The 19,728-nt window shown below is 58.1% G+C and carries 17 protein-coding genes; 7 read left to right on the top strand and 10 right to left on the bottom strand.

The features are described from left to right. The first annotated feature begins 51 nt into the window (after positions 1-51). Complete coding sequence (locus RUM_RS02000; RefSeq protein WP_015557554.1) at positions 52-1,287, top strand: SGNH/GDSL hydrolase family protein; 1,236 nt, start codon at positions 52-54, stop codon at positions 1,285-1,287. Between the two features lie 47 nt (positions 1,288-1,334). Here RUM_RS02000 and RUM_RS01995 read toward each other — a convergent pair whose 3' ends face one another. From RUM_RS01995 to RUM_RS01975, 5 genes are all read right to left on the bottom strand, one after another. After that, positions 1,335-2,444 (bottom strand): metallophosphoesterase, encoded by a 1,110-nt coding sequence (locus RUM_RS01995; protein WP_015557553.1) that lies wholly within the window; start codon positions 2,442-2,444, stop codon positions 1,335-1,337. Positions 2,445-2,462: 18 nt separating this feature from the next. Beyond that, a complete protein-coding gene (locus RUM_RS01990) occupies positions 2,463-2,768 on the bottom strand; it encodes a Dabb family protein (RefSeq protein ID WP_015557552.1) in 306 nt (101 codons plus the stop codon). 104 nt (positions 2,769-2,872) lie between these two features. Next, the gene (locus RUM_RS01985; protein ID WP_015557551.1) at positions 2,873-3,529 is read right to left on the bottom strand and encodes a phosphatase PAP2 family protein; all 657 of its coding nucleotides are present in this window, start codon (positions 3,527-3,529) and stop codon (positions 2,873-2,875) included. A 106-nt stretch (positions 3,530-3,635) separates the two neighbouring features. Next, complete coding sequence (locus RUM_RS01980) at positions 3,636-4,241, bottom strand: helix-turn-helix domain-containing protein (RefSeq protein ID WP_015557550.1); 606 nt, start codon at positions 4,239-4,241, stop codon at positions 3,636-3,638. Positions 4,242-4,248: 7 nt separating this feature from the next. After that, positions 4,249-4,956 (bottom strand): histidine phosphatase family protein, encoded by a 708-nt coding sequence (locus RUM_RS01975; RefSeq protein WP_015557549.1) that lies wholly within the window; start codon positions 4,954-4,956, stop codon positions 4,249-4,251. Positions 4,957-5,228: 272 nt separating this feature from the next. On the opposite strand from RUM_RS01975, the gene RUM_RS01970 reads away from it, so the two are divergent. From RUM_RS01970 to clpB, 3 genes are all read left to right on the top strand, one after another. Next, positions 5,229-6,398: an MFS transporter gene (locus RUM_RS01970; protein ID WP_015557548.1), complete on the top strand. Its 1,170-nt coding sequence runs from the start codon at positions 5,229-5,231 to the stop codon at positions 6,396-6,398. A gap of 148 nt (positions 6,399-6,546) precedes the next feature. Next, positions 6,547-7,212 (top strand): hypothetical protein, encoded by a 666-nt coding sequence (locus RUM_RS01965; RefSeq protein WP_015557547.1) that lies wholly within the window; start codon positions 6,547-6,549, stop codon positions 7,210-7,212. A gap of 212 nt (positions 7,213-7,424) precedes the next feature. Next, positions 7,425-10,031 carry an ATP-dependent chaperone ClpB gene (clpB, locus tag RUM_RS01960; protein ID WP_015557546.1) on the top strand — a complete coding sequence of 869 codons (2,607 nt, stop codon included), beginning with the start codon at positions 7,425-7,427 and terminating at the stop codon, positions 10,029-10,031. Between the two features lie 89 nt (positions 10,032-10,120). Here clpB and RUM_RS01955 read toward each other — a convergent pair whose 3' ends face one another. From RUM_RS01955 to yicI, 5 genes are all read right to left on the bottom strand, one after another. Beyond that, positions 10,121-10,318, bottom strand: a complete 198-nt coding sequence (locus RUM_RS01955; RefSeq protein ID WP_015557545.1) for a TM2 domain-containing protein — start codon at positions 10,316-10,318, stop codon at positions 10,121-10,123. A gap of 159 nt (positions 10,319-10,477) precedes the next feature. Then, positions 10,478-10,891, bottom strand: coding sequence for a bis(5'-nucleosyl)-tetraphosphatase (locus RUM_RS01950; protein WP_015557544.1), 414 nt, complete (start codon positions 10,889-10,891; stop codon positions 10,478-10,480). A gap of 138 nt (positions 10,892-11,029) precedes the next feature. Then, positions 11,030-12,121 carry an FkbM family methyltransferase gene (locus RUM_RS01945; RefSeq protein ID WP_015557543.1) on the bottom strand — a complete coding sequence of 364 codons (1,092 nt, stop codon included), beginning with the start codon at positions 12,119-12,121 and terminating at the stop codon, positions 11,030-11,032. Continuing rightward, a complete protein-coding gene (locus tag RUM_RS01940) occupies positions 12,111-12,539 on the bottom strand; it encodes a PH domain-containing protein (protein ID WP_015557542.1) in 429 nt (142 codons plus the stop codon). Before RUM_RS01940 ends, RUM_RS01945 begins: the two co-directional genes overlap by 11 nt. 45 nt (positions 12,540-12,584) lie before the next feature. Next, entirely contained in the window at positions 12,585-14,921 is a 2,337-nt protein-coding gene (gene yicI, locus RUM_RS01935) for an alpha-xylosidase (RefSeq protein WP_015557541.1), read from the bottom strand. A gap of 350 nt (positions 14,922-15,271) precedes the next feature. On the opposite strand from yicI, the gene RUM_RS01930 reads away from it, so the two are divergent. The 3 genes from RUM_RS01930 (at position 15,272) to RUM_RS01920 (ending at position 19,525) form a co-directional block, all read left to right on the top strand. Beyond that, the gene (locus tag RUM_RS01930; RefSeq protein ID WP_015557540.1) at positions 15,272-16,813 is read left to right on the top strand and encodes a DUF3794 and LysM peptidoglycan-binding domain-containing protein; all 1,542 of its coding nucleotides are present in this window, start codon (positions 15,272-15,274) and stop codon (positions 16,811-16,813) included. Between the two features lie 4 nt (positions 16,814-16,817). After that, positions 16,818-18,290 (top strand): stage IV sporulation protein A, encoded by a 1,473-nt coding sequence (gene spoIVA, locus RUM_RS01925; RefSeq protein ID WP_015557539.1) that lies wholly within the window; start codon positions 16,818-16,820, stop codon positions 18,288-18,290. 110 nt (positions 18,291-18,400) lie between these two features. After that, positions 18,401-19,525: a CPBP family intramembrane glutamic endopeptidase gene (locus RUM_RS01920; protein WP_015557538.1), complete on the top strand. Its 1,125-nt coding sequence runs from the start codon at positions 18,401-18,403 to the stop codon at positions 19,523-19,525. The last annotated feature ends 203 nt before the right edge of the window (positions 19,526-19,728 follow it).

The following is a 19,728-nucleotide window of genomic DNA, read 5'->3' as shown; positions in this document are numbered from 1 at the left end:
GGGGCAGCCTGTGGGCTTGCAGGACTGCTCCGGAACATGGAGTGTTATGATATGAAGAAAGTCTGCGCATTGCTGCTGGGCGTGCTGGTGTTTGCCGGATGCTCCGGCTGCGGACAGACCGCCTCCTCTCAGGCGGAATCCGCTGCCCCTGCCCGGCAGCCCACAAAATTCGACCAGTATGTTTCCAACACGGTAATCGCCACCGGCAACAACAAATGCATCGATGAGGCAGATGGCGTCACCTACCGGGGATACTTTCCTCTGGAGGCATACGGCACCTTTGACTACAGCTTTTACTTCTCCAACACGGTGGATTCCACCTGGGACGACGGCAGGCTGGGCTATGGCGGTCAGCCCGGCGGCGCCTACAGCATTGCCGGAGCGGCAGTGTATGACGGCGGACAGATCCAGCCGGACGGCAGTGCTCTGATGACCGGAGAAGTGCTGCTGGCGGAGATCACCTTTGACGGCAGCAAGTCCAGACAGGTAGCGCCCGGAGAGACATTCTGGAGCGACCCGGTGTCCCTCACCCTGCCGGAGGATCACTATCTGATCTGGGAGTGGACCATTACCGGCAAGGAAATCCCCTGTATCTGCATGTCCGGTCTGACCCCCGCCTTCTACAGCACCGGCGGACAGTTCATTTACGCCAACGAGGTGCCCATGCCGGTGCTGATCGGCTGTGACCGGAAGGTGGGCACCAAAATTGCCGCCTTCGGGGATTCCATCACCCAGGGCTGTCAGACCACTGCCAACGGCCGGAAATTCTGGGCGGCACAGATTGCCGCCACCCTGGGAGAAGACTACGCCCTATGGAACCTGGGGCTTGGCTATGCCCGGGCAAGCGATGCCGCACGGGGCGGCGACTGGCTGGAGCGTGCCAAGGCGTATGAGATGGTGCTGGTGGCATTCGGCACCAACGACATCATCAGCGGCAGGTACGGGGGCACGGGAGCGGATTCCCCGGAGCAGATCGAAGCCTCTGTCCGCAGCATCGTATCCGCCCTGCGGGAGGCAGGCTGCCGGGTGGTGCTGTTCAATGCGCCGCCCTTTGATCTGAAGCCGGAAGCAGAAGCCATCCGCACCGCATACAATGCCGCCGTGCCGAAGATCGCAGAGGAGCTGGGGGCAGAATACTTTGACTTTGCCGCATGCCTGGCGGATCCGGCGGATCCTGCCAAAGCCCTTTACGGCGGACACCCCAATGATACGGGCTGTGCCAAGGCGGCGGACGCATTCCTGAACCAGTACCGGACGCTGATCGACAGCACCATACAAAAGCCGTGAACCAAGCGCAAAGCCCGTCTGCACCAAAGGGTACAGACGGGCTCTTTTTATGCGCCGCCGATTTCCAGCCACACATATTCCGAGTGCGCCTCCGTGCGGATGGGATAGCCCCAGCCACAGATACCGGAGGTGACCACCGCATACATGCCGTTCTGCTCCCGGCAGCCGTAGTTCATCTCATTGAACTGCACCAGCCGATCCAGCAGGCCGATGGGGAAAATCTGCCCGGCGTGGGTATGACCGGACACGGTCAGATCCACCCCGGCAGCCGCATTTTTGGCAAGCCCCAGGGGCTGATGATCCTCCACCAGCCAGAAGGTGTCCGGATCCGCATGGGTTTTCTCCAGAAGCTCCCGGATCTCCGTCCGGTTCTCCGGCCAGAAGCCCGGATCCGATCTGCCGATGAGGGTAATGTCCCCGTTGATGACCGCCGTATCCTCCGACAGCACCCGGATTCCCTGACCGGTCAGGGTTTCATACAGTTCCTGGGAGGTATAAGCCGGATCGCTGCTGTAGTTGTTCTGATCGTGGTTGCCGTAGACGTAATAAATACCGTACCGGGTCCGGATGCCTCCCAGCAGGGCGCATGCCTCCTGCATACCCGTCCGGCTGGTGTTCTCGTCCACGATGTCCCCGTCCAGCAGGACAAAATCCGGATTCTGGGCGGAGATCCGGTCACACTGCTCCGCCAGCTTTTCCCCGGTGATGCCGTTGCCGTAGTGAAGATCTGCGATCAGCACTGCCCGGTAGGGCTGGGACAGTTGCTTGTCAGTGGGGATCTGATACGTTGTTTCCACGACGTGGTTCATGTTCCAGTAGCCGTAGCTGAGGACGCATGCCACAAGCGCCAAAGGCACCAGTCCGCAGGCGAGGATCCGGTTGGGTCGCTCCGGGGCGGAGCTGCGGCGGATCCGCCGATACAGATGCGCCAGAAGATCCGTGACAGCGGAAAATACCGTAAAATGCAGCATCAGCAGGCCAAAGGTGGAGAACACCATCAGACTGCATCCGGTGAGCGCCACCATCAGCAGACACCGAACCCACTTTGCCTTTTCCGGCAGGGAGAATGCCCGGAACAGCCGCCCCAGGAAGAAGTGATAATACACGCCGATCAGCCCGGCAAGCAGCAAAATCAGCAGGATCATTGCAGGGATCATAACAGTGCGCCTCCGGGATTATGCTTCATAGTCGATGCAGGCTCTGGAGGCACGCACCTGGCTGATGAATGCGCCAAAATTTTTATGGGTGGGGTGGATCTGGTAGGCGTTCAGCCCTTCCATATCCTCAAAGGTACAGATCAGCGCCAGCTCGCAGTTGTCCGCCGGAGCATCCGGGGCGTTGACCACTGCCCGGAACTCCCGGAGAGTGGGGATCTGCGCCGGGAACTGCTCCAGCATGGAAAGCGCCAGTGCGGCATTTTCTGCGGCGGTGCGGCTCTGTGCCTGGGGTAGCAGCTTGAACATGACAATGTGCTTGATCATCACAATCGCTCCTTTTATTCGGACAGCACTCCGCAAAGCCTGTGGGGTGCTGCCGCAGTATGTATGTAGTATACCACCCTACCGGAAAAAATGCAAGGCGCAGTTCATCTTGCCAGGGACTGTCCGGACAGCCCCTGATACAGCAGCACCAATCCGGCGCTGAGCAGTACGCCCCCGATGATATCCGTCAGCCAGTGCGCCCCGGACAGCAGCCTGCCGATCACCATGAATCCGGTGAAGGCACCCAGCAGCACCAGCAGGCTCCGCCGGAGCATCCGGCTTTGCAATCGTGCATGTAGCTGGAGCATGCCGGTGGGGATCACGCACAGCGCCAGCAGGGTGGTGGAGGAGGGGTAGGATGCCTCCAGGTATCCGTCGATCAGGATCGGGCGGTAGTTGACCGCCAGTGCCTCAAACAGCAGGTACGCCCCCAGCACCAGAATGTAGAACCCGCCCAGAAGCAGAATGTCCGGATCCACCTTCCGAAGGCTCCGGCGGCGGATCAGCTGCACCAGTCCCAGAAGCCCGAAGCCAAGCACAAAGCAGACCGGCACCAGCCCCAGCCAGTCCGTCACCGTATACAGACCCATATGCACCCCGGTCAGCTGATGAAACCAGTGGTTCATTTCCCCAAAGCCCACCCGGGAGCCGTTGGGGCCGATGGGCTGCACGCCGATCCGGCACACCGCCCAGGTCCACAGGGCAAAGGCAGCCAGACTGCCCAGACCTGCCCAAATCGTAATCCTTCTTCTTTTTCCCATGCTTCATCCATCCTTTCCAATGTATCGGCTTTCGCCTGGATTCATTCTAAAGGAAGGCCGGAAAAAAGCCAAGAATCCGCCTGTCACATGGGGGATACGATCCGTGTCACCGGCATTTTATCAGCATGACACCCTTGATGACCAGAAAAAGAAAGGCAAATATTGCCGGATATGGCTGGAGACTTGCCATAAAAATCAAGGTGGCAGCAGCGCTGAGACCCAGGGATACCCGGTGCCGCAGCCGGAGCCACAGGGGATGGGTTCCGGTCTGGAACGCCAGGGTCAGCATGCCCCACAGCACCAGAGCGGCAAGGATGCCCAGGTATGCACCCTTCATATAAGGGGCGACTCCGGTCAGGGACAGCAGGGACACCTGCCGGATTGGTTCCCTGTCCCGCTGCCCGAACAGGGGCAGAAACAGGAGCATGCCGGTGCAGCAATCCAACGCCCCGAACACCAGGCTCCGGGTGCGGCTTTCCTGTTTCTTGCTGTCCTCCTCCACCAGGGTCAGCACCGCCTCGCTGGACAGCAACTGATCCAGGGACACACCGAAAAAACCGGAAATGGCTTTCAGAGAATCAATGCTGGGGTATCCCCTGCCGGATTCCCACTTGGACACCGCCGTCCGGGATACATACAGGGCAGTCGCCAGCTCCTCCTGGGTCATGCCCCGCTGCTTTCGCAGCTCCTGTAATTTTTCGTGAAATTCCATCCTGCACCTACTTTGAAAATACGTCCGTAAAATACCCGGAAGGGGAAACCGGTTCTCCGGCAGCGGTAAGATGCTGGGTATCCCCCATAACCTGACAGCGGAAGTATGCCTCGTCCCCATGCCGCTCCTCCGATGCCAGAATGGTGACCCCGGTGGGCGCCATAAACATCCCATGCCACAGGGGTACCGGAGACAGGTTCAGCAGATGCCCCATCAGGGTCATGGTGATGCCGAAATGGCAGAAGAATACCAGAGTATCCCCATTGGGGCGCACTGCCCGGTAAAAGCCCCCGTCCCGCACATAGCCATGCGCCGCCAGCAGCCCGTCCAGCCCGGCGCATACGGCTGCGTATGCCTGGGGCAGAGGGCTGGATGCATACTGGGGCGCCTCCGTGAACCGGTTCCGGTCGAACATTTGTTCCTCCCTTGTCCATTCGGAGGGGAACAGATCCCAGGGGATCCGGGTACCTCCTGCCGGATCCGGCACCGGAAGGGAGAATTCCTCCAACCAGGGCAGGATCTCCGCCTCCATCCCCAGCTTTTCCAGGCTCCGGGAGGCAGTGTCCCTTGCACGTCCCAGGGGAGAGCAATACACCCTGGTCACATCCCAGCGGGCTACCCGCTCCGCCAGGCAGTCCGCTTCACGCCAGCCCTTTTCCGTCAGAGAATCCCGGACGTAATCCGGATCCCCATGTCTGATAAAGATCAGCCGCATGCTGACCACTCCTTTTCATGTAATGTCCTTAGTGTACCACATTCCCCACCCGGATGCAAGCCGCATGCCCTTGACAATCCTGCGGTTTTGTGATATGATAATCCATGCGATGTTTGGCACAGTCCCCCCGTATTATAGGCAACACCGCACAAAGCACGCCCGGCGGCTTTGCACTGCATCTGCTGCACAATCTTTGTGCGGTATTGCCTATAGAAAAACGCATCCGCTTACGCAGGCGGCATGGAGACGGGCTGTGCTTCCGGAGGCTTCTTATGACCGAATCCAGATTACAGAAGTGCATTGTCACCGTGTACTGCGTGCTGATGATGTTCGTTCTGGGCGCCAGCGACGCCCTGCGGGGCGTGTTCCTGCCGGTGTTCCGGGACAGCTTTTCCCTCTCCCAATCCCAGTCCTCTGCCATCATCATGTGCAGCTACATCGGCAACCTGCTGTTTCTGTGCATCGGCGGCAGGCTGGTTGACCGGATCAGCCGGAAAAAATTCATGTACGGGGTCATGCTCCTGTGGATGGGGGCGCTGACCGCCTATCTGCTCACCGCCAATTACTACGCTCTGCTGGTGTTCATGATCTTCAGCCTTGGGGCGTCCACCATGCTTTCCACCACCGTAAATCTCCTGACTCCCCTGGTGTACGCCGCCCCAGCCTTTTTCGTGAACTTCTTCAACTTCCTCCAGGGTGCCGGCATCAGCACCGCCCAGAACGTGGGAGGGCGGTTCGCCTCCTCCCTGTCTGCCTGGAAGGGAGCGAATCTGATCCTGCTGGCATGCGGCTGTTTGGGACTGGTACTGCTGTGGTTCGTGAAGCTGCCCCAGCCCAAGCCGGATGCAGGCTCCGCAGGAGGATACGGCGCAGTGATCCGGAACCCGGCATGCAAATACCTGTTCCTGCTGTGCGGCTTTTACTGCATCACCGAACACGGGCTGCAAAACTGGCTGGTGACCTACGGCAGCGATTATCTGGGCTATACGGTGCCCCAGGCTGCCCGGTATCTGTCCTTTTTCTTCGGCGGCATCATGGCAGGGCGGCTGCTGTTCGCCCCCCTGGTGCAGAAATGCGGCATTATGCGCAGCATGCGGGTGTTCGTGGCTGCCGCCGGGGTGCTGTACGTTTCCGGCATGCTGCTGGAGCGCCGGGGCATGCTGCTGCTGTGCGGCTCGGGACTGGCGTTCTCCATTCTCTGGCCCACCATCGTGCTGCTGATCGGCAGATACTATGACCCGGGGCTTGCCGGCACCGCCACCGGCTTTATCACTGGTTTCGCCACCCTGTTTGACGTGGCGTTCAACGCCTGCTTCGGCAAGATCATCGACTGGCTGGGCTTCGGCACCGCCATTCAGATTCTGCCGGTTTCCATGTTCCTGCTGTGCCTGAGCTTCTTCCTGCTCCGGATCCGGGTGCCAAAATCCAAGGAGATTTTGTAGAAATTGCACAAATCGAAGTCCCGTATTCATTGGATATGGGGCATTTTATACAAACTTATATAATTTGCGCTTAAAATTATATAATCCGCTTGACAAGTTATGAATTCAGTGCTACAATGATAATCACAGAAAGGAGGTGCAACAGAATATGAGCAAGCATGTATACAGCCTGGTGCTGATGGACGAGGTGGTGGAAGCCATCGACCGGCTGGCATATCAGCAGAACACCAGCCGCTCCAATCTTATCAACCAGATCCTGGCGGAAAAGGTCTGCTGCACCACCCCGCAAATGCGGATGAACGACATTTTCAACACCATTTCCAGCCGGATGACCGGGGATTGCTTTCAGGTACAGCCCCAGCCCTCCGACGCCATGCTGTCCATCCGCTCCGCACTGAAATACAAGTACAAGCCCACCATCCGCTACAGCCTGGAGCTGGTGCATTCCCCGGGGCGGACGCTGGGGGTACTGAAGGTGTCCTTCCGAACCCAGTCCGCACAGTTGCTGTCGGAGCTGACGGTATTTTACAAGCTGTGGGCGGCACTGGAGCATCAGTTTCTGCTGCCGGGCATGCCGGAGGGAATCCACTACCAGATCGAGGCGGGCAGATTTATCCGCACCTTCCAGCTGCCTCCAGATCAGGCGGAGCTTTCCACCGACCAGATCGGCGAGTACATTGCCGGATATATTCGCCTGTTCGATCACATCCTAAAGGTGTATTTCGCCGCCCTGCCCCAGGGACAGGATGCAGCCCTGGAAGCAGCCACGGCGGCATACCGGAAGCTGCTGCCGAAAAAAATCGTGCATATCTAGGGAGTGTTGACACTAAGATACTATGCAGATTTTCGAGCATAAATTTTATGTAGACAAGGCAAAAAACCGCAGGCAGGCTGTCGCCTGTCAAGACTTTTTAACGCAGGATGCGTGAAATTTTGCCGAAAAGATGCGTTGTTAGGCTTCGTGTCAACACGACCTGGGGTAACACCATGCTATGATTACACCCAAGCAGAAAGGAAGATGGCTTTATGAATACAGAGAAACTGACCCAAAAATCCATGGAAGCGATTCGCAGCGCCAACAGTCTGGCGGTGGAATACGGCAATCAGCAGATTGACCAGGCGCATCTGTTCCTGGCACTGCTGTCCCAGCAGGACGGACTGATCCCCCAGATCATTCCCCAGATGGGCACGGATCTGCAAATGCTCCAGACCGAGGCACAGCGCCTGGTGGATCAGCTACCGAAGGTATCCGGCAGCGGCAGAGAGCCGGACAAGGTGTATGTAACACCGGGTACGGACAAGGCGCTGAACGCAGCGGAAAAGGCTGCCCAGCGGATGCAGGATGAATATGTGTCTGTGGAACATTTGTTCTTGGGATTGATCCAGACCGCAGAGGGCAAGCTGGCACAACTGCTGAAAAGCCACGATCTGACGGAGCAGAAGCTGCTGACCGTATTGCAGACCGTCCGGGGCAGCACCAAGGTCACCAGTGACAACCCGGAGGGTACCTATAACGTGCTGAAAAAATACGGGCAGGATCTGGTGGAGCTTGCAAAAAACAACAAGCTGGATCCGGTCATCGGCAGAGACGAGGAGATCCGGAACGTGATCCGGATCCTGTCCAGAAAGACCAAGAACAACCCGGTTCTGATCGGTGAGCCCGGCGTGGGCAAAACCGCCATTGCAGAGGGGCTTGCCCTCCGGATCGTCCGGGGAGATGTGCCCGGTTCTCTGAAGGATCACCGGATCTTCAGTCTGGATATGGGCGCACTGGTGGCAGGTGCCAAGTACCGGGGCGAATTTGAGGAGCGTCTGAAGGCGGTATTGCAGGAGATCCGCAAGACCGAAGGCAAGACCATCCTGTTCATCGATGAGCTGCATCTGATCGTTGGCGCAGGCAAGACCGACGGTGCCATGGACGCAGGCAATATCTTAAAGCCCATGCTTGCCCGGGGCGAGCTGCACTGTATCGGTGCCACCACCCTGAACGAATACCGGCAGTACATTGAGAAGGATGCCGCTCTGGAGCGTCGGTTCCAGCCGGTTATGGTAAATGAGCCAACTGTAGAGGACACCATTTCCATTCTCCGTGGCTTGAAGGAGCGGTACGAGGTATTCCACGGCGTCAAGATCCAGGATCAGGCGCTGATCGCAGCGGCAACCCTGTCCAACCGGTACATTACCGACCGGTTCCTGCCGGATAAGGCCATTGACCTGGTGGACGAGGCATGCGCTATGATCAAAACCGAGATGGAGTCCATGCCCACGGAAATGGACGAGCTGTCCCGGCGGATCATGCAGCACGAAATCGAGGAAACCGCTCTGAAAAAGGAGACGGATAACCTGTCCAAGGAGCACCTGGAACAGATCCAGAAGGAACTGGCGGAGATGCGTTCCAGGTTCGACGAAATGAAGGCAAAGTGGCAGAACGAAAAGAATGCCATTACCAAGGTGCAGAGCCTGCGGGCGGAGGTGGAATCCGTCAAGGGCGAGATTGAGCAGGCGACCCGGAATGCGGATTACAACAAGGCGGCGGAATTGCAGTACTCCAAGCTGCCCCAGCTGCAAAAGGAGCTGGAGGAGGAAGAAAAGATCGCCAACGCCAAGAAGGATGCAAGCCTGCTGCGGGATAAGGTCACGGAGCAGGAGATCGCCCGGATCATCTGTCGGTGGACGGGCATCCCGGTGGCAAAGCTGATGGAGGGCGAACGGCAGAAGCTGCTTGGCATGGAATCCATCCTGCACCAGAGAGTCATCGGTCAGGACGAGGCTGTGGAGAAGGTCAGCGAAGCCATTCTCCGTTCCCGTGCAGGCATCCAGGATCCGGACCGGCCCATTGGTTCCTTCCTGTTCCTTGGCCCCACCGGCGTGGGCAAGACGGAGCTTGCCAAGGCGTTGGCAGAGGCGCTGTTTGACGATGAACGGAACATTGTGCGGATCGATATGAGTGAATATATGGAGAAGTACAGCGTGTCCCGTCTGATCGGTGCGCCTCCCGGATATGTGGGCTATGACGAAGGCGGTCAGCTGACCGAGGCGGTACGCCGGAAGCCCTATTCCGTTGTGCTGTTCGATGAGATCGAAAAGGCGCACCCGGATGTGTTCAACATTCTGCTGCAGGTTCTGGACGACGGACGGATCACGGACAGCCAGGGCAGAACCGTGGACTTCAAGAACACCATCATCATTCTGACCTCCAACCTGGGGTCGGATGCGATCCTGAACGGCATCACCGCCGACAACCAGATCTCCCCGGAGGCACGGGAACAGGTGGAAGCGCTGCTGAAGCGGCAGTTCCGCCCGGAATTTCTGAACCGTCTGGACGAGATCGTGTTCTACAAGCCTCTGGCAAAGGCGGAGATCGGTGCCATTGTGGATCTGATGCTGAAGGATCTGGAGAAGCGTCTGGCAGACAAGCAGATCACCCTGCGTGTCACCGACAAGGCAAAGGATCACATCATCGAATGCGGCTACGATCCGCTGTACGGTGCCCGTCCTCTGAAGCGGTATATTCAGCAGAAGCTGGAGACCCTCATTGCCCGTGCCATTATCGGCGACCAGCTGCGCACCTCCGGCGTGGCAGTGGTGGACTATGACGGCAATCAGCTGACCCTGACCCAGCAGGAGGCGTAATTGCATCAATTCCACACCGCACCAGATCTGTGCGGTGTCACATAAAAAGAGCGCATGCGAACCCCATCGCATGCGCTCTTTGTTTTGGCTTACTGAAGCTCGGAACCGTCCGCAGCCTTCAGAGACCCGGTGCAGATCCTGATCAGGTCGATCAGAGTCCAGATGCCGAGACCGCCACAGGTCAGCAACTTCAGGATGCCCAGACCAGTATAGCCAAGGTAGAAACGGTCAACCCCCAAACTGCCCACCAATACAGAGAGAATGATTGCAGTTGTTTTGCTTTTCATGTGGAAAACCCCTTTCCTATATGATGGATTTATCATAACAGAAAGGCTTGCATTTGTCAACACATCTGACGCAATTTCGACATAGTTTACAAATCAAGCATGAACTTTTTCAACAAAAAAGCAAAATCATTGATGTATGAAACACATCCAAGGAAGAACTTACCCGGTTTCCTTGATGCATGCCCTCGCCTTGGTGACGATGGTCTTGTCGTTTTCATAGGTCAGCACATGACCGGCGTGGACGATATCCACCCAGCGGATCTCGGCAATCTCCTCCTCCTGGGGAACAAAGTTAAAGGTCTTTGCCTTTGCCAGAAAGTACACCACAACCTTCTGGGTGTCCCGTTTGGGGGAGTAAGAAACCGTCTCCCGGAAAGTGGGGTCAATGTTGACCTCAATGCCGGTTTCTTCCCGGATCTCACGCTCCGCCGTCTCCACCTCGGTCTCGTTCCCCTCCACATGGCCCTTGGGGAACGACCAGTGACCGCTGTTGACATGCTTGATCAGCAGGATCTCAATGTTGCCGTGGGACTTGCGGTAAACAATGGCGCCACAGGATTTCTCATGCAGCATATCAGACGTCCTTTCCATGAAAAAATGCCTGCATACAGGATGCAGAAAAAACTGTATTCAGTATAGCATATTTCCGTGAAATTGTCCAGTGCTTTGCAAAAGAAATCGCACCTGCGTTTTCACGCAGATGCGACAGAATTACTCCACAGTGGCGTACAGGTTGGTTTCCCACGCCGGGATATACAGCTGGTGCCGGATGTAGAGCTTATACTTGGGGTTGATCCGCTGGATCAGCAGAGGCAGCTCGAAAATATCCTCGTTCCGGTGGTAGAGGGATACCATCAGCCGGGGCGAATACCGGGCGATGGTGCGGCTTGCGCCCCAGATGGCTTCCCGCTCGGCACCCTCCACGTCCATTTTGATGATGGTGGCACGCTCTCCGTCCAGAATGCTGTCCACGCTGCGTGCCTGGGTCATATTCCCGTCACTGGAGATGGCGGACTGACGTCCTGCCTTGGTAGCAAAGGGCAGCTCCGTGTCCACACACCATGCCACACAGTTGTAGGCGTCAATGGCGGGGGTGTGACCGATGAACTTGGTGAGCTTCTTGAAATTCTTCTTGTCCGGCTCAAAAGCAATGATCCGATTGAACTTCCCCCGTGAAAACTCCAGCAGCTCCCGGATGGAATCCCCGTTGTAGGCACCCAGATCCACGAAGATCTCGTTGGTGGTGGGGCGGATCAGCTCCTTGTAGATCTCCGCCTTGGGGGTGGTGGCAGGGGTCAGATAGTCGATGTTGCCGCTAATCTTGAAATTGAGGATCCCGGCGTACACCCTTCTGGAGGCATCGTCCGCCAGCAGGTCATATACCTGCTGCAGCTCCTCCGCATGCTCCAGGCAGTACTCGTAGGTAAACAGACCGCCCCCGGTCACCGGCACGTCCGGCACGATGAGGGTATGCTCCTGGGACAGGGCAACGATCTTGTCCACCAGGGACTGGAATCCGGCAGCAAAGGCAAGGACGATGACGAAATCCTCCACCGCCTCCTCTACCTCGGACAGCTTATGCACCCGGTACCCCTCGAAGGAATGTCCCCGGACGAATTCATCGCTGGCGAAGATCCCGGCAAGGGGAATGCCGTAGGACTTCATGGCGGTCATGATCTTGATGGCACCGTCCCCCATGCCGTAAATAAAGATGGGCCGCTGTTCTTCCTTGAGCTTGTCCCAGCTGCTGCGGGTTTCCTGAATGAAGGGCAGCACTGCTCCCGTCTGTTGGTTATTCTGCATCGTCATACTCCACTTCATCTTCCATATCATCAGATTCATCCAGGTAATCCCGATGGGTTGCGCCCATCATATCCCGTCCCCGGATGTGGAACCGGTCACGCTGCTGATCCACATATTTATCGATCAGCTGCGCCACCCGGCGGGGGGCTTTGACGGACAGAACCTCCTTCACCGGCGTGTCCGTATCCTTCACATACAGCACGATGGTGCCGCAGCCAAACAGCCGCTGACCAAAGGGCAGCTGCATTTTCTTGTCCACCACCTTGTACAGCTCCAGCTCATCCTCCTCCAGGCTTAAAAAGCCCTTCCGGGTGATGAACTTGGTTTCCGTCAGAAAGTAGCGGGTAAAGGACAGGGGCAGACCGAACAGCGTTCGCTTCTTGTCGCTCCAGACGTACTGGATCTCTTCTTTTGCCATCAGTAAAGCTCCTTTGCTGCGTGGGACATTCTGCTGGGGCAGGGATCAGAGGGTGATCGTCACACTGCCGGAGCCGTCAGCGGTCACGCACTTGTCCGTGCCGGCAACAGCAATTTTGAATGTCTGGGTTGTCTTGGTATATGTGACAGTGATGGTGCTGCCCGCACGCTCTGCGGTCAGATCCATCAGCTTGTTTGCCTCCTTGTCGTAAACGGAGGTCTGTGCGGATGCCCCGTCGGAAAGTTGGTAAATGGTGACAGTAGCATCGGTCAGGTAGTCGTATTCAAAATCAGACTGGAATGCGCCGTAGGTGATGATGGAGTTGGGTCTTGCCAGCACCGGCATCTCCAGATAAGAGCATGTACGGCGGACGTATCTGCCGCCCTGGATCTCCTCTCCGGTGATGATATCCGTCCAGACGCCCTCCGGCAGGTAGAATTCTGCCGTGCCTTCCTCGTTGAGCACCGGTGCACACAGCAGGTTGTCGCCCAGCATGTACTGGCGATCCAGATACAGGCAGGCAGGATCCTCTGCATAGTCGATGACCATGGCACGCATCATGGGCACACCCACCGCAGCGGTCTTGACCGCCTGTGCATACAGATAGGGCATGAGCCGACCCTTCAGCTTGGTAAAGAACCGGAGCACATCCACGGATTCCTCGTCAAAGAGCCAGGGCACCCGATAGGAGGTGGAGCCGTGAAGCCGGCTGTGGGTGGACATGAGTCCAAAGGCGCACCAGCGCTTGTACACATCCGGAGAGGCAGTTGCCTCAAAGCCGCCGATGTCATGACTGAAGAAGCCGAAGCCGGAGGCGCACAGGGACAGACCGCCCCGGATGGTCTCCGCCATGGAGGAATACTCTGCGGAGCAGTCGCCGCCCCAGTGTACCGGGAACTGCTGTCCCCCGGCGGTGGCGCTTCTTGCAAACAGGCATGCCTTGTTTTCCCCGTAGTAATCCTTCAGCACGTTGAACACGGTCTTGTTGTACAGATAGGTGTAGTAGTTGTGCATGGGGATGGGGGCGGAGCCGTCGTAATACACCACGTTGGTGGGGATCCGCTCGCCGAAGTCGGTCTTGATGGCGGTCACGCCCATTTCACACAGGCTCCGGATGCCGGCAGCGAACCAGTCGCATGCGGCAGGGTTGGTAAAGTCCACGATTGCCATGCCCGGCTGCCACATATCCGTCTGGAACACGCTTCCATCCGGGTTCTTGATGAAGTAGCCCTTCTCCACGCCCTCGTCAAACAGGCAGGAGCGCTGTGCAATGTAGGGGTTGATCCACACGCAGATGCCCAGACCCCGATCCTTGAGCCGCTTGAGCATTGCCGGCGGATCCGGGAACTGGGTGGTATCCCACCGGAAGCTTGTCCACTCGTATTCCTTCATCCAGAAGCAGTCAAAGTGGAACATTTGCAGGGGGATATCCCGCTGCGCCATGCCGTCAATAAAGGAGGTGACGGTTTCCTCGTCATAGGTAGTGGTAAAGGAGGTGGACAGCCACAGCCCGAAGGTGTTTGCCGGCGGCAGGGCGGGCTTGCCGGTGAGGGTGGTGTAGTTGGACAGCACCTGCTGCAGATTCTCACCGCCGATGAGGAAATACTCTAAAAATTCCCCGGGCTTGGTGATGGACACCTTGGACACCGTGTCGGACGCAACCTCGTAGCTGATCCGATCCGGGCTGTTGACGAATACGCCGTAGCCCCGGGAGGAAATGTAGAAGGGGATGGATTTATAGCTCTGCTCACTGCAGGTGCCTCCGTCCGCATTCCAGATATCCACGGTCTGCCCGTTCTTCACAAAGGTGGTGAACTTTTCACCAAAGCCGTAGATGCATTCTCCCACGCTGAGGGTCAACTGCTCCCGGATGTAGGTGCTGCGGGGATCCGCCGGATCGCTCCAGAAGGTATCGTCGCACTTGGCGTGGCATCGGTTCTCCGCCCGGAACCGGTTTTCCTGGATGTAGGAGGTGGAGCGCCATGCGCCGCCGGTGAGCCGCTTGCCCTTGTAGGTATAGGAAACGTCCCAGCTCTGTCCCTTGCTGATCCGCAGAACCGTATCCCCGGAGATCAGCTCCGCATAGTCCTGTTCGTTGGTGATCTTCGGGGTGTAGCCCTGATCCGCATGCAGTTCAAACTTGGGCTCATTGTGCAGCGCCCCTTTGAAGTGCTGGATGGATACCCGGATCACGTTTTCCTGGGTGGAGGAATAGGTGATCTCCAGGGTCACGCCCCCCAGGGTCATGGCACGGTTATAAATGGTCTGGGGAGTCACCAGCAACGTAATGGAATGGTCTGTAGTGGTTACCTCGTAAGCCTGTACGGCGTAATCCACCTCGTAGCCTCTCTGGTTGAGCCAGAATCCGTCAGAAAATTTCATAGAAATACTCCGTTTCTCCGCCGTCAGACTGAGAGGATGCACCGGGATCCGCTGCGCTTGGGAGACCGGTGTGAACACACTGGCTGCACGGCGGGGCAGGCAGGGTTCTGATGACAGCACCGCACAGCTCTGCACAGTGCCGCCCTGTTTTTTCTGTCCGGCAGCCGGAAAAGCCCTGCCGTATCGCTTACCATTGTAGCATAATTCCCGGCAGGTGTCAACGGATGGGAGGGGGAAATCTATGACCGAATGTCACATTTACTGCGGAAAAATTCCCGCCGGATGACATAAGCCCCAACACGTCCGAATATATATGCTCCGTAAGCGAAAAAGCAGAAGGAGGTACCCAGATGGAATTGAAGGTGAACAGGGAAGTCATTACGGTGTGTGAGGAGCTGTACAGCGGCGTGCAGGAGCAGAGCACGGAGCTTGATTATATTCTGCCGGATTACTTCCCGGAGATCTTCCGGATCATCCAGGCACGGATGGAGCCCCGGATCGAAAGCTACGCCATCAGCGACGGCGTGCTGACCTACGAGCTGTGCGTGGAGATCTGTGTGCTGTACTGCGCCCAGGACAGCCCGGCGGTACACTGTGTGCGGCAGAAGCTGTGCTACACCCGGACGGTGGAGCTGGGCAGACAGTGCGAGGGCATCGCCGCAGAGCTGATCCCCAAGCCGGACTATGTGAACTGCCGGGCAGTGAACCAGCGGCGCATCGACCTGCGGGGAGTGGTGTCCGTCCGGATCCGTGCCACCTGCGGCAGTCAGCAGGAGGTGATCGGGGACATCTTCGGACTCCACGCCCAGACCCGGAAGGAGCCTGTAACCTACACCGCCCGGCGGCTCCACGGGGTACGCACCTTCACCCTCAGCGAGGTGGCGGAGCTGGGGGAGGCAAAGCCGGCGGCATTGCAGATCCTCCGGACGGATGTGCAGCTGCTGGGAGGAGACGCCCGGATCATCGCCGGAAAGCTGGCGGCAAAGGGGGACGCAGTGGTGCGGCTGCTGTACAGCTGCGAGGGGGGCATGGAATCCATGCAGTTTACCCTGCCCTACAGCCAGATCGTGGATCTGGAGGGCATCGACGACGCCTTTTCCTGCACTGTCCGGCCGGAGCTTGCAGGCTGTGAGATCACCCCGGCGGCGAAAAATGACGGGGAGGCACGGAGCATCCAGTGCGAGCTGCGGATCCGTCTGGTATGCACGGCGGTAAAAACCGCAGTCACGGAGCTGGTCACGGACGTATTCTCCACCCTGCATCCCTGCAGCTATACCGCCGCTCCCGTGCGGCTTTCCGGCTGCGGCGCACCCGTATCCGACAGCGGTGCGGAGCGATGCACCCTGGTCAGCAAGGAGGGGGAGATCCGCCGGGTATATGACGTATGGTGTACCCCCCGGAACATGGGCGCAAGAGTCCTGCCGGAAAGCGGCAGCATCGAGGTCAGCGGCATGCTGGCGTGCAGCGTGCTTGCCCAGAGCGACAGCACCGCCCCGGTGATGCTGGAACAGGAATTCCCCTTTACCCGGATGCTGCCTGCTCCGGAGGACTGTACCGCCGCCCAGGTGCAGGTACAGATCCCTGCCTGCTCCTACACCCTCACCGGCTCGGATACAGTGGTGTTGCAGCCGGAGCTGCGGATCCTGGCGGATACCCAGGTGCTGCGCTCCATGCCCCTGCTGACGGAGGTGCATATCGACCAGGAGGAGCGGATCGCCCCGAAGGACAACTGCGCACTGCTGCTGTATTACGGCACCGCAGGAGAGACAGTGTGGGACATTGCCAAAAAGTACAGCACCTCCATCCAGGCGATTGTGGAGGAGAACGATCTGACCCAGGAGCGGCTGACGGAAAACGGCATGCTCCTCATTCCCTTGGTGGACAGGAGGTAACCGAATGGCACAGGATATTTACGCAGACATTGCGGGCCGCACGGACGGCGACATTTACATCGGAGTGGTGGGGCCGGTGCGCACCGGCAAATCCACCTTTATCAAGCGGTTCATGGAGACCCTGGTGATCCCCAACATCCAGGGGGAATATAAACGGGAGCGGGCGATGGATGAGCTGCCCCAGTCCGCCGCCGGAAAAACCATTATGACCACCGAGCCCAAGTTCATCCCGGAGGATGCGGTGGAGATCACCCCGGAGGAGGGTGCACGGCTCCGGGTACGGCTCATTGACTGCGTGGGGTACATCGTGCCCAGCAGCCTGGGATACATCGAAAACGAGAACCCCCGCATGGTCGCCACCCCCTGGTTCGAGGAGGAGGTACCCTTCAACATGGCGGCGGAGGTGGGCACCCGGAAGGTGATCTCGGAGCATTCCACCATCGGACTGGTGGTCACCACGGACGGCTCCATTTCGGATATCCCCCGCAGCGAGTACGCCGAGTGTGAGCAGCGGGTGATCCGGGAGCTGCAGGAGCTGGGGAAGCCCTTTGTGGTGCTGCTGAACTGTACGGATCCGGAAAGCGAGGACGCCCTGGCGCTGTGCGAGCAGATGCGGCAGGCATACGGAGCGGCGGTGATCCCGGTCAGCTGTCTGGAGCTGACGGAAACGGATATCCGCAGCATCATCACCCAGATCCTCTACGCCTTCCCGGTCAAGGAGATCCGGGTGGAGATGCCCGGCTGGATCACGGAGCTGGCACCGGATCACTGGCTCCGGGAGTCCGTATTCGGCGCCATCCGGACGGCAGCATCGGAGCTGGTCACCGTCCGGGACGCACGGGGGCTGTGCGAGCGCATCAGCTGTCCCCAGATCACCGACGCAAAAGTCCGGGACATTGACCTGGGCTGCGGCTCCGTCACCGTGGGGGTGCGCCTGGAGCCGGGACTGTTCTATCAGATTCTGGGGGAGACAACCGGACTGGACATCGGCTCGGAAAGTGACCTGCTGCCGGTGCTGCTGGAGTTGAGCCGGGTGAAGAAGGCATACGGCAGGCTGGAAAGCGCCCTGGCGGAGGTGGAAGCCACCGGCTACGGCATTGTGATGCCGGATATTACGGAGCTGTCCCTGGAGGAGCCCAAGATCATCCGGCAGGGGGGCAAATACGGGGTGCGCCTGAAGGCATCCGCCCCCTCCCTGCATCTGATGCGGGCGGACATCAATACCACCATCAGCCCCATCGTAGGCTCCGAGGCCCAGAGCAAGGAGCTGGTGGATTATCTGCTGCAGGAATTCGAGGAGAATCCTACAAAGCTGTGGGAATCCAACATTTTCGGCAAGTCCCTCCACGATCTGATGAACGAGGGGCTGCAAAACAAGCTGTACAAAATGCCGGTGGAGGCCCGGATGAAGCTGCAGGAGGCACTGGAGCGGGTCATCAACGAGGGCTGCAACGGTCTGATCTGCTTTATTCTCTGAACGAATACCGGACAGCGCATGCTGTCCGGCTTTTTGTGTATCTGCCGCCTTGACGAACGGGATAAAAAAGTATATACTAGAAGTATCACAAGCTATGCAAGGAGGGCATTATGCAGGAACCACAAACCACATCCCCTTCCGGGCTCGATCCCAGAAATCCCTTTGACAATCCCACGGAAAACCGTGATTATAATCTGGACTATTCGGATATCCTCCCCCCCATCACAGCCCCCGGATATGAACTGCCGGTGCTGCCTGCCAAGCTGGAGCGTGCGAACATCCGCCGGTTCTACAACCTGGGAGGCGGCATCCTGCTGCTGCACCTGGTCGCCACCAATGTGATCGCCACGATCCTGTACACCATCTTCCCCCTGGTGCTGTCCGGGGTGGACCGGCACCTGAACGGCACCCTGCCGGACAATTACGACTCCATCGTCAGCAGCTACATCAGCAATTCCTCCCTGTCCATGGCGCTGAACGCCTTTGTGTTCCTGCTGGGCAATACGGGGCTGTTCCTGCTGGGCTGCCGGTGGGCAAATATCCCCATGGGCTCTTTGTTCCAGACCAAAAAGCTCACCGTGCCCACCATGCTCCGGTATATGGGGCTGGGTCTGTTTTTACAACTGGCATCCGCCCTGCTTGCCACCTTTGTGGACGATCTGCTGGTAAAGGGAGGCTACGGCACCTACACCCCGGATTTCAGCCTGTCCGGCAGCAAATTGCAGCTTGCCGCCATGATCCTCAGCACCTGCCTGGTGGCGCCCATCACCGAGGAGCTGCTGTACCGGGGCTTTTTCCTGAAGGTCATGTCCCGGGTGAGCCAGCGCTTCGGCATCTTCATGAGCGCCCTGTTCTTTTCCCTTGCCCACGAAAACATCGCCCAGGGCATCCTCACCTTCCTGGTGGGCATCCTTCTGGGATACATTGCCACCAAGCACGATTCCATCATCCCCTGTATCGTGGTGCATTTCACCATCAATTCCTACAGCATGCTCACCTCCCTGCTGAACGAATTTGACCAGGAGCTTGCCAACGTATTCTCCGGGCTCACCGCCATTATCATTCTGGTGGGCGGCGCTGTGCTGTTCGTGTACACCCTTATCAAGGAGCGGCTGCCGGACAATACCCCCCGGCAGAGCCTGCGCTGCGGCAGGATCGCCATTGGAGCATGGCCCCTGGTGCTCACCGCCGCCATCCACATCGGCGCAGCCCTGCTGTATATGAACGTAAATTGATACAGCCGAACCGGCTTCAGATTATTTTAAGCAAATGGGGGTATGCTATGAACATACCCCCCTCTAAAGATCATTTCGCCGTGGATGCCACGGCAATTTTTTTTGCCCTGGATTTTTAAGATTATTTTAAGACTTATGTATTATACTTTGTCATGGATTGAAAAATCCCCAATTCCCCCCATTTTATCATTTGCTTTGTTTTC

It is taken from the genome of Ruminococcus champanellensis 18P13 = JCM 17042 (assembly GCF_000210095.1).
Lineage (GTDB): Bacteria > Bacillota > Clostridia > Oscillospirales > Ruminococcaceae > Ruminococcus_F > Ruminococcus_F champanellensis.
This window is presented reverse-complemented; position numbering and strand designations above follow the sequence as displayed.

Bases quoted from the DNA above. Each gene is read 5' to 3' on its own strand.
- RUM_RS01965 (WP_015557547.1), top strand. From the start codon at position 6,547: ATGAGCAAGCATGTATACAGCCTGGTGCTGATGGACGAGGTGGTGGAA.
- RUM_RS01990 (WP_015557552.1), bottom strand. From the start codon at position 2,768: ATGATCAAGCACATTGTCATGTTCAAGCTGCTACCCCAGGCACAGAGC.
- RUM_RS01930 (WP_015557540.1), top strand. From the start codon at position 15,272: ATGGAATTGAAGGTGAACAGGGAAGTCATTACGGTGTGTGAGGAGCTG.
- clpB (WP_015557546.1), top strand. From the start codon at position 7,425: ATGAATACAGAGAAACTGACCCAAAAATCCATGGAAGCGATTCGCAGC.
- RUM_RS01950 (WP_015557544.1), bottom strand. From the start codon at position 10,891: ATGCTGCATGAGAAATCCTGTGGCGCCATTGTTTACCGCAAGTCCCAC.
- yicI (WP_015557541.1), bottom strand. From the start codon at position 14,921: ATGAAATTTTCTGACGGATTCTGGCTCAACCAGAGAGGCTACGAGGTG.
- RUM_RS01940 (WP_015557542.1), bottom strand. From the start codon at position 12,539: ATGGCAAAAGAAGAGATCCAGTACGTCTGGAGCGACAAGAAGCGAACG.
- RUM_RS01980 (WP_015557550.1), bottom strand. From the start codon at position 4,241: ATGGAATTTCACGAAAAATTACAGGAGCTGCGAAAGCAGCGGGGCATG.
- RUM_RS01970 (WP_015557548.1), top strand. From the start codon at position 5,229: ATGACCGAATCCAGATTACAGAAGTGCATTGTCACCGTGTACTGCGTG.
- RUM_RS01955 (WP_015557545.1), bottom strand. From the start codon at position 10,318: ATGAAAAGCAAAACAACTGCAATCATTCTCTCTGTATTGGTGGGCAGT.
- RUM_RS01995 (WP_015557553.1), bottom strand. From the start codon at position 2,444: ATGATCCCTGCAATGATCCTGCTGATTTTGCTGCTTGCCGGGCTGATC.
- spoIVA (WP_015557539.1), top strand. From the start codon at position 16,818: ATGGCACAGGATATTTACGCAGACATTGCGGGCCGCACGGACGGCGAC.
- RUM_RS01975 (WP_015557549.1), bottom strand. From the start codon at position 4,956: ATGCGGCTGATCTTTATCAGACATGGGGATCCGGATTACGTCCGGGAT.
- RUM_RS01945 (WP_015557543.1), bottom strand. From the start codon at position 12,121: ATGCAGAATAACCAACAGACGGGAGCAGTGCTGCCCTTCATTCAGGAA.
- RUM_RS02000 (WP_015557554.1), top strand. From the start codon at position 52: ATGAAGAAAGTCTGCGCATTGCTGCTGGGCGTGCTGGTGTTTGCCGGA.
- RUM_RS01920 (WP_015557538.1), top strand. From the start codon at position 18,401: ATGCAGGAACCACAAACCACATCCCCTTCCGGGCTCGATCCCAGAAAT.
- RUM_RS01985 (WP_015557551.1), bottom strand. From the start codon at position 3,529: ATGGGAAAAAGAAGAAGGATTACGATTTGGGCAGGTCTGGGCAGTCTG.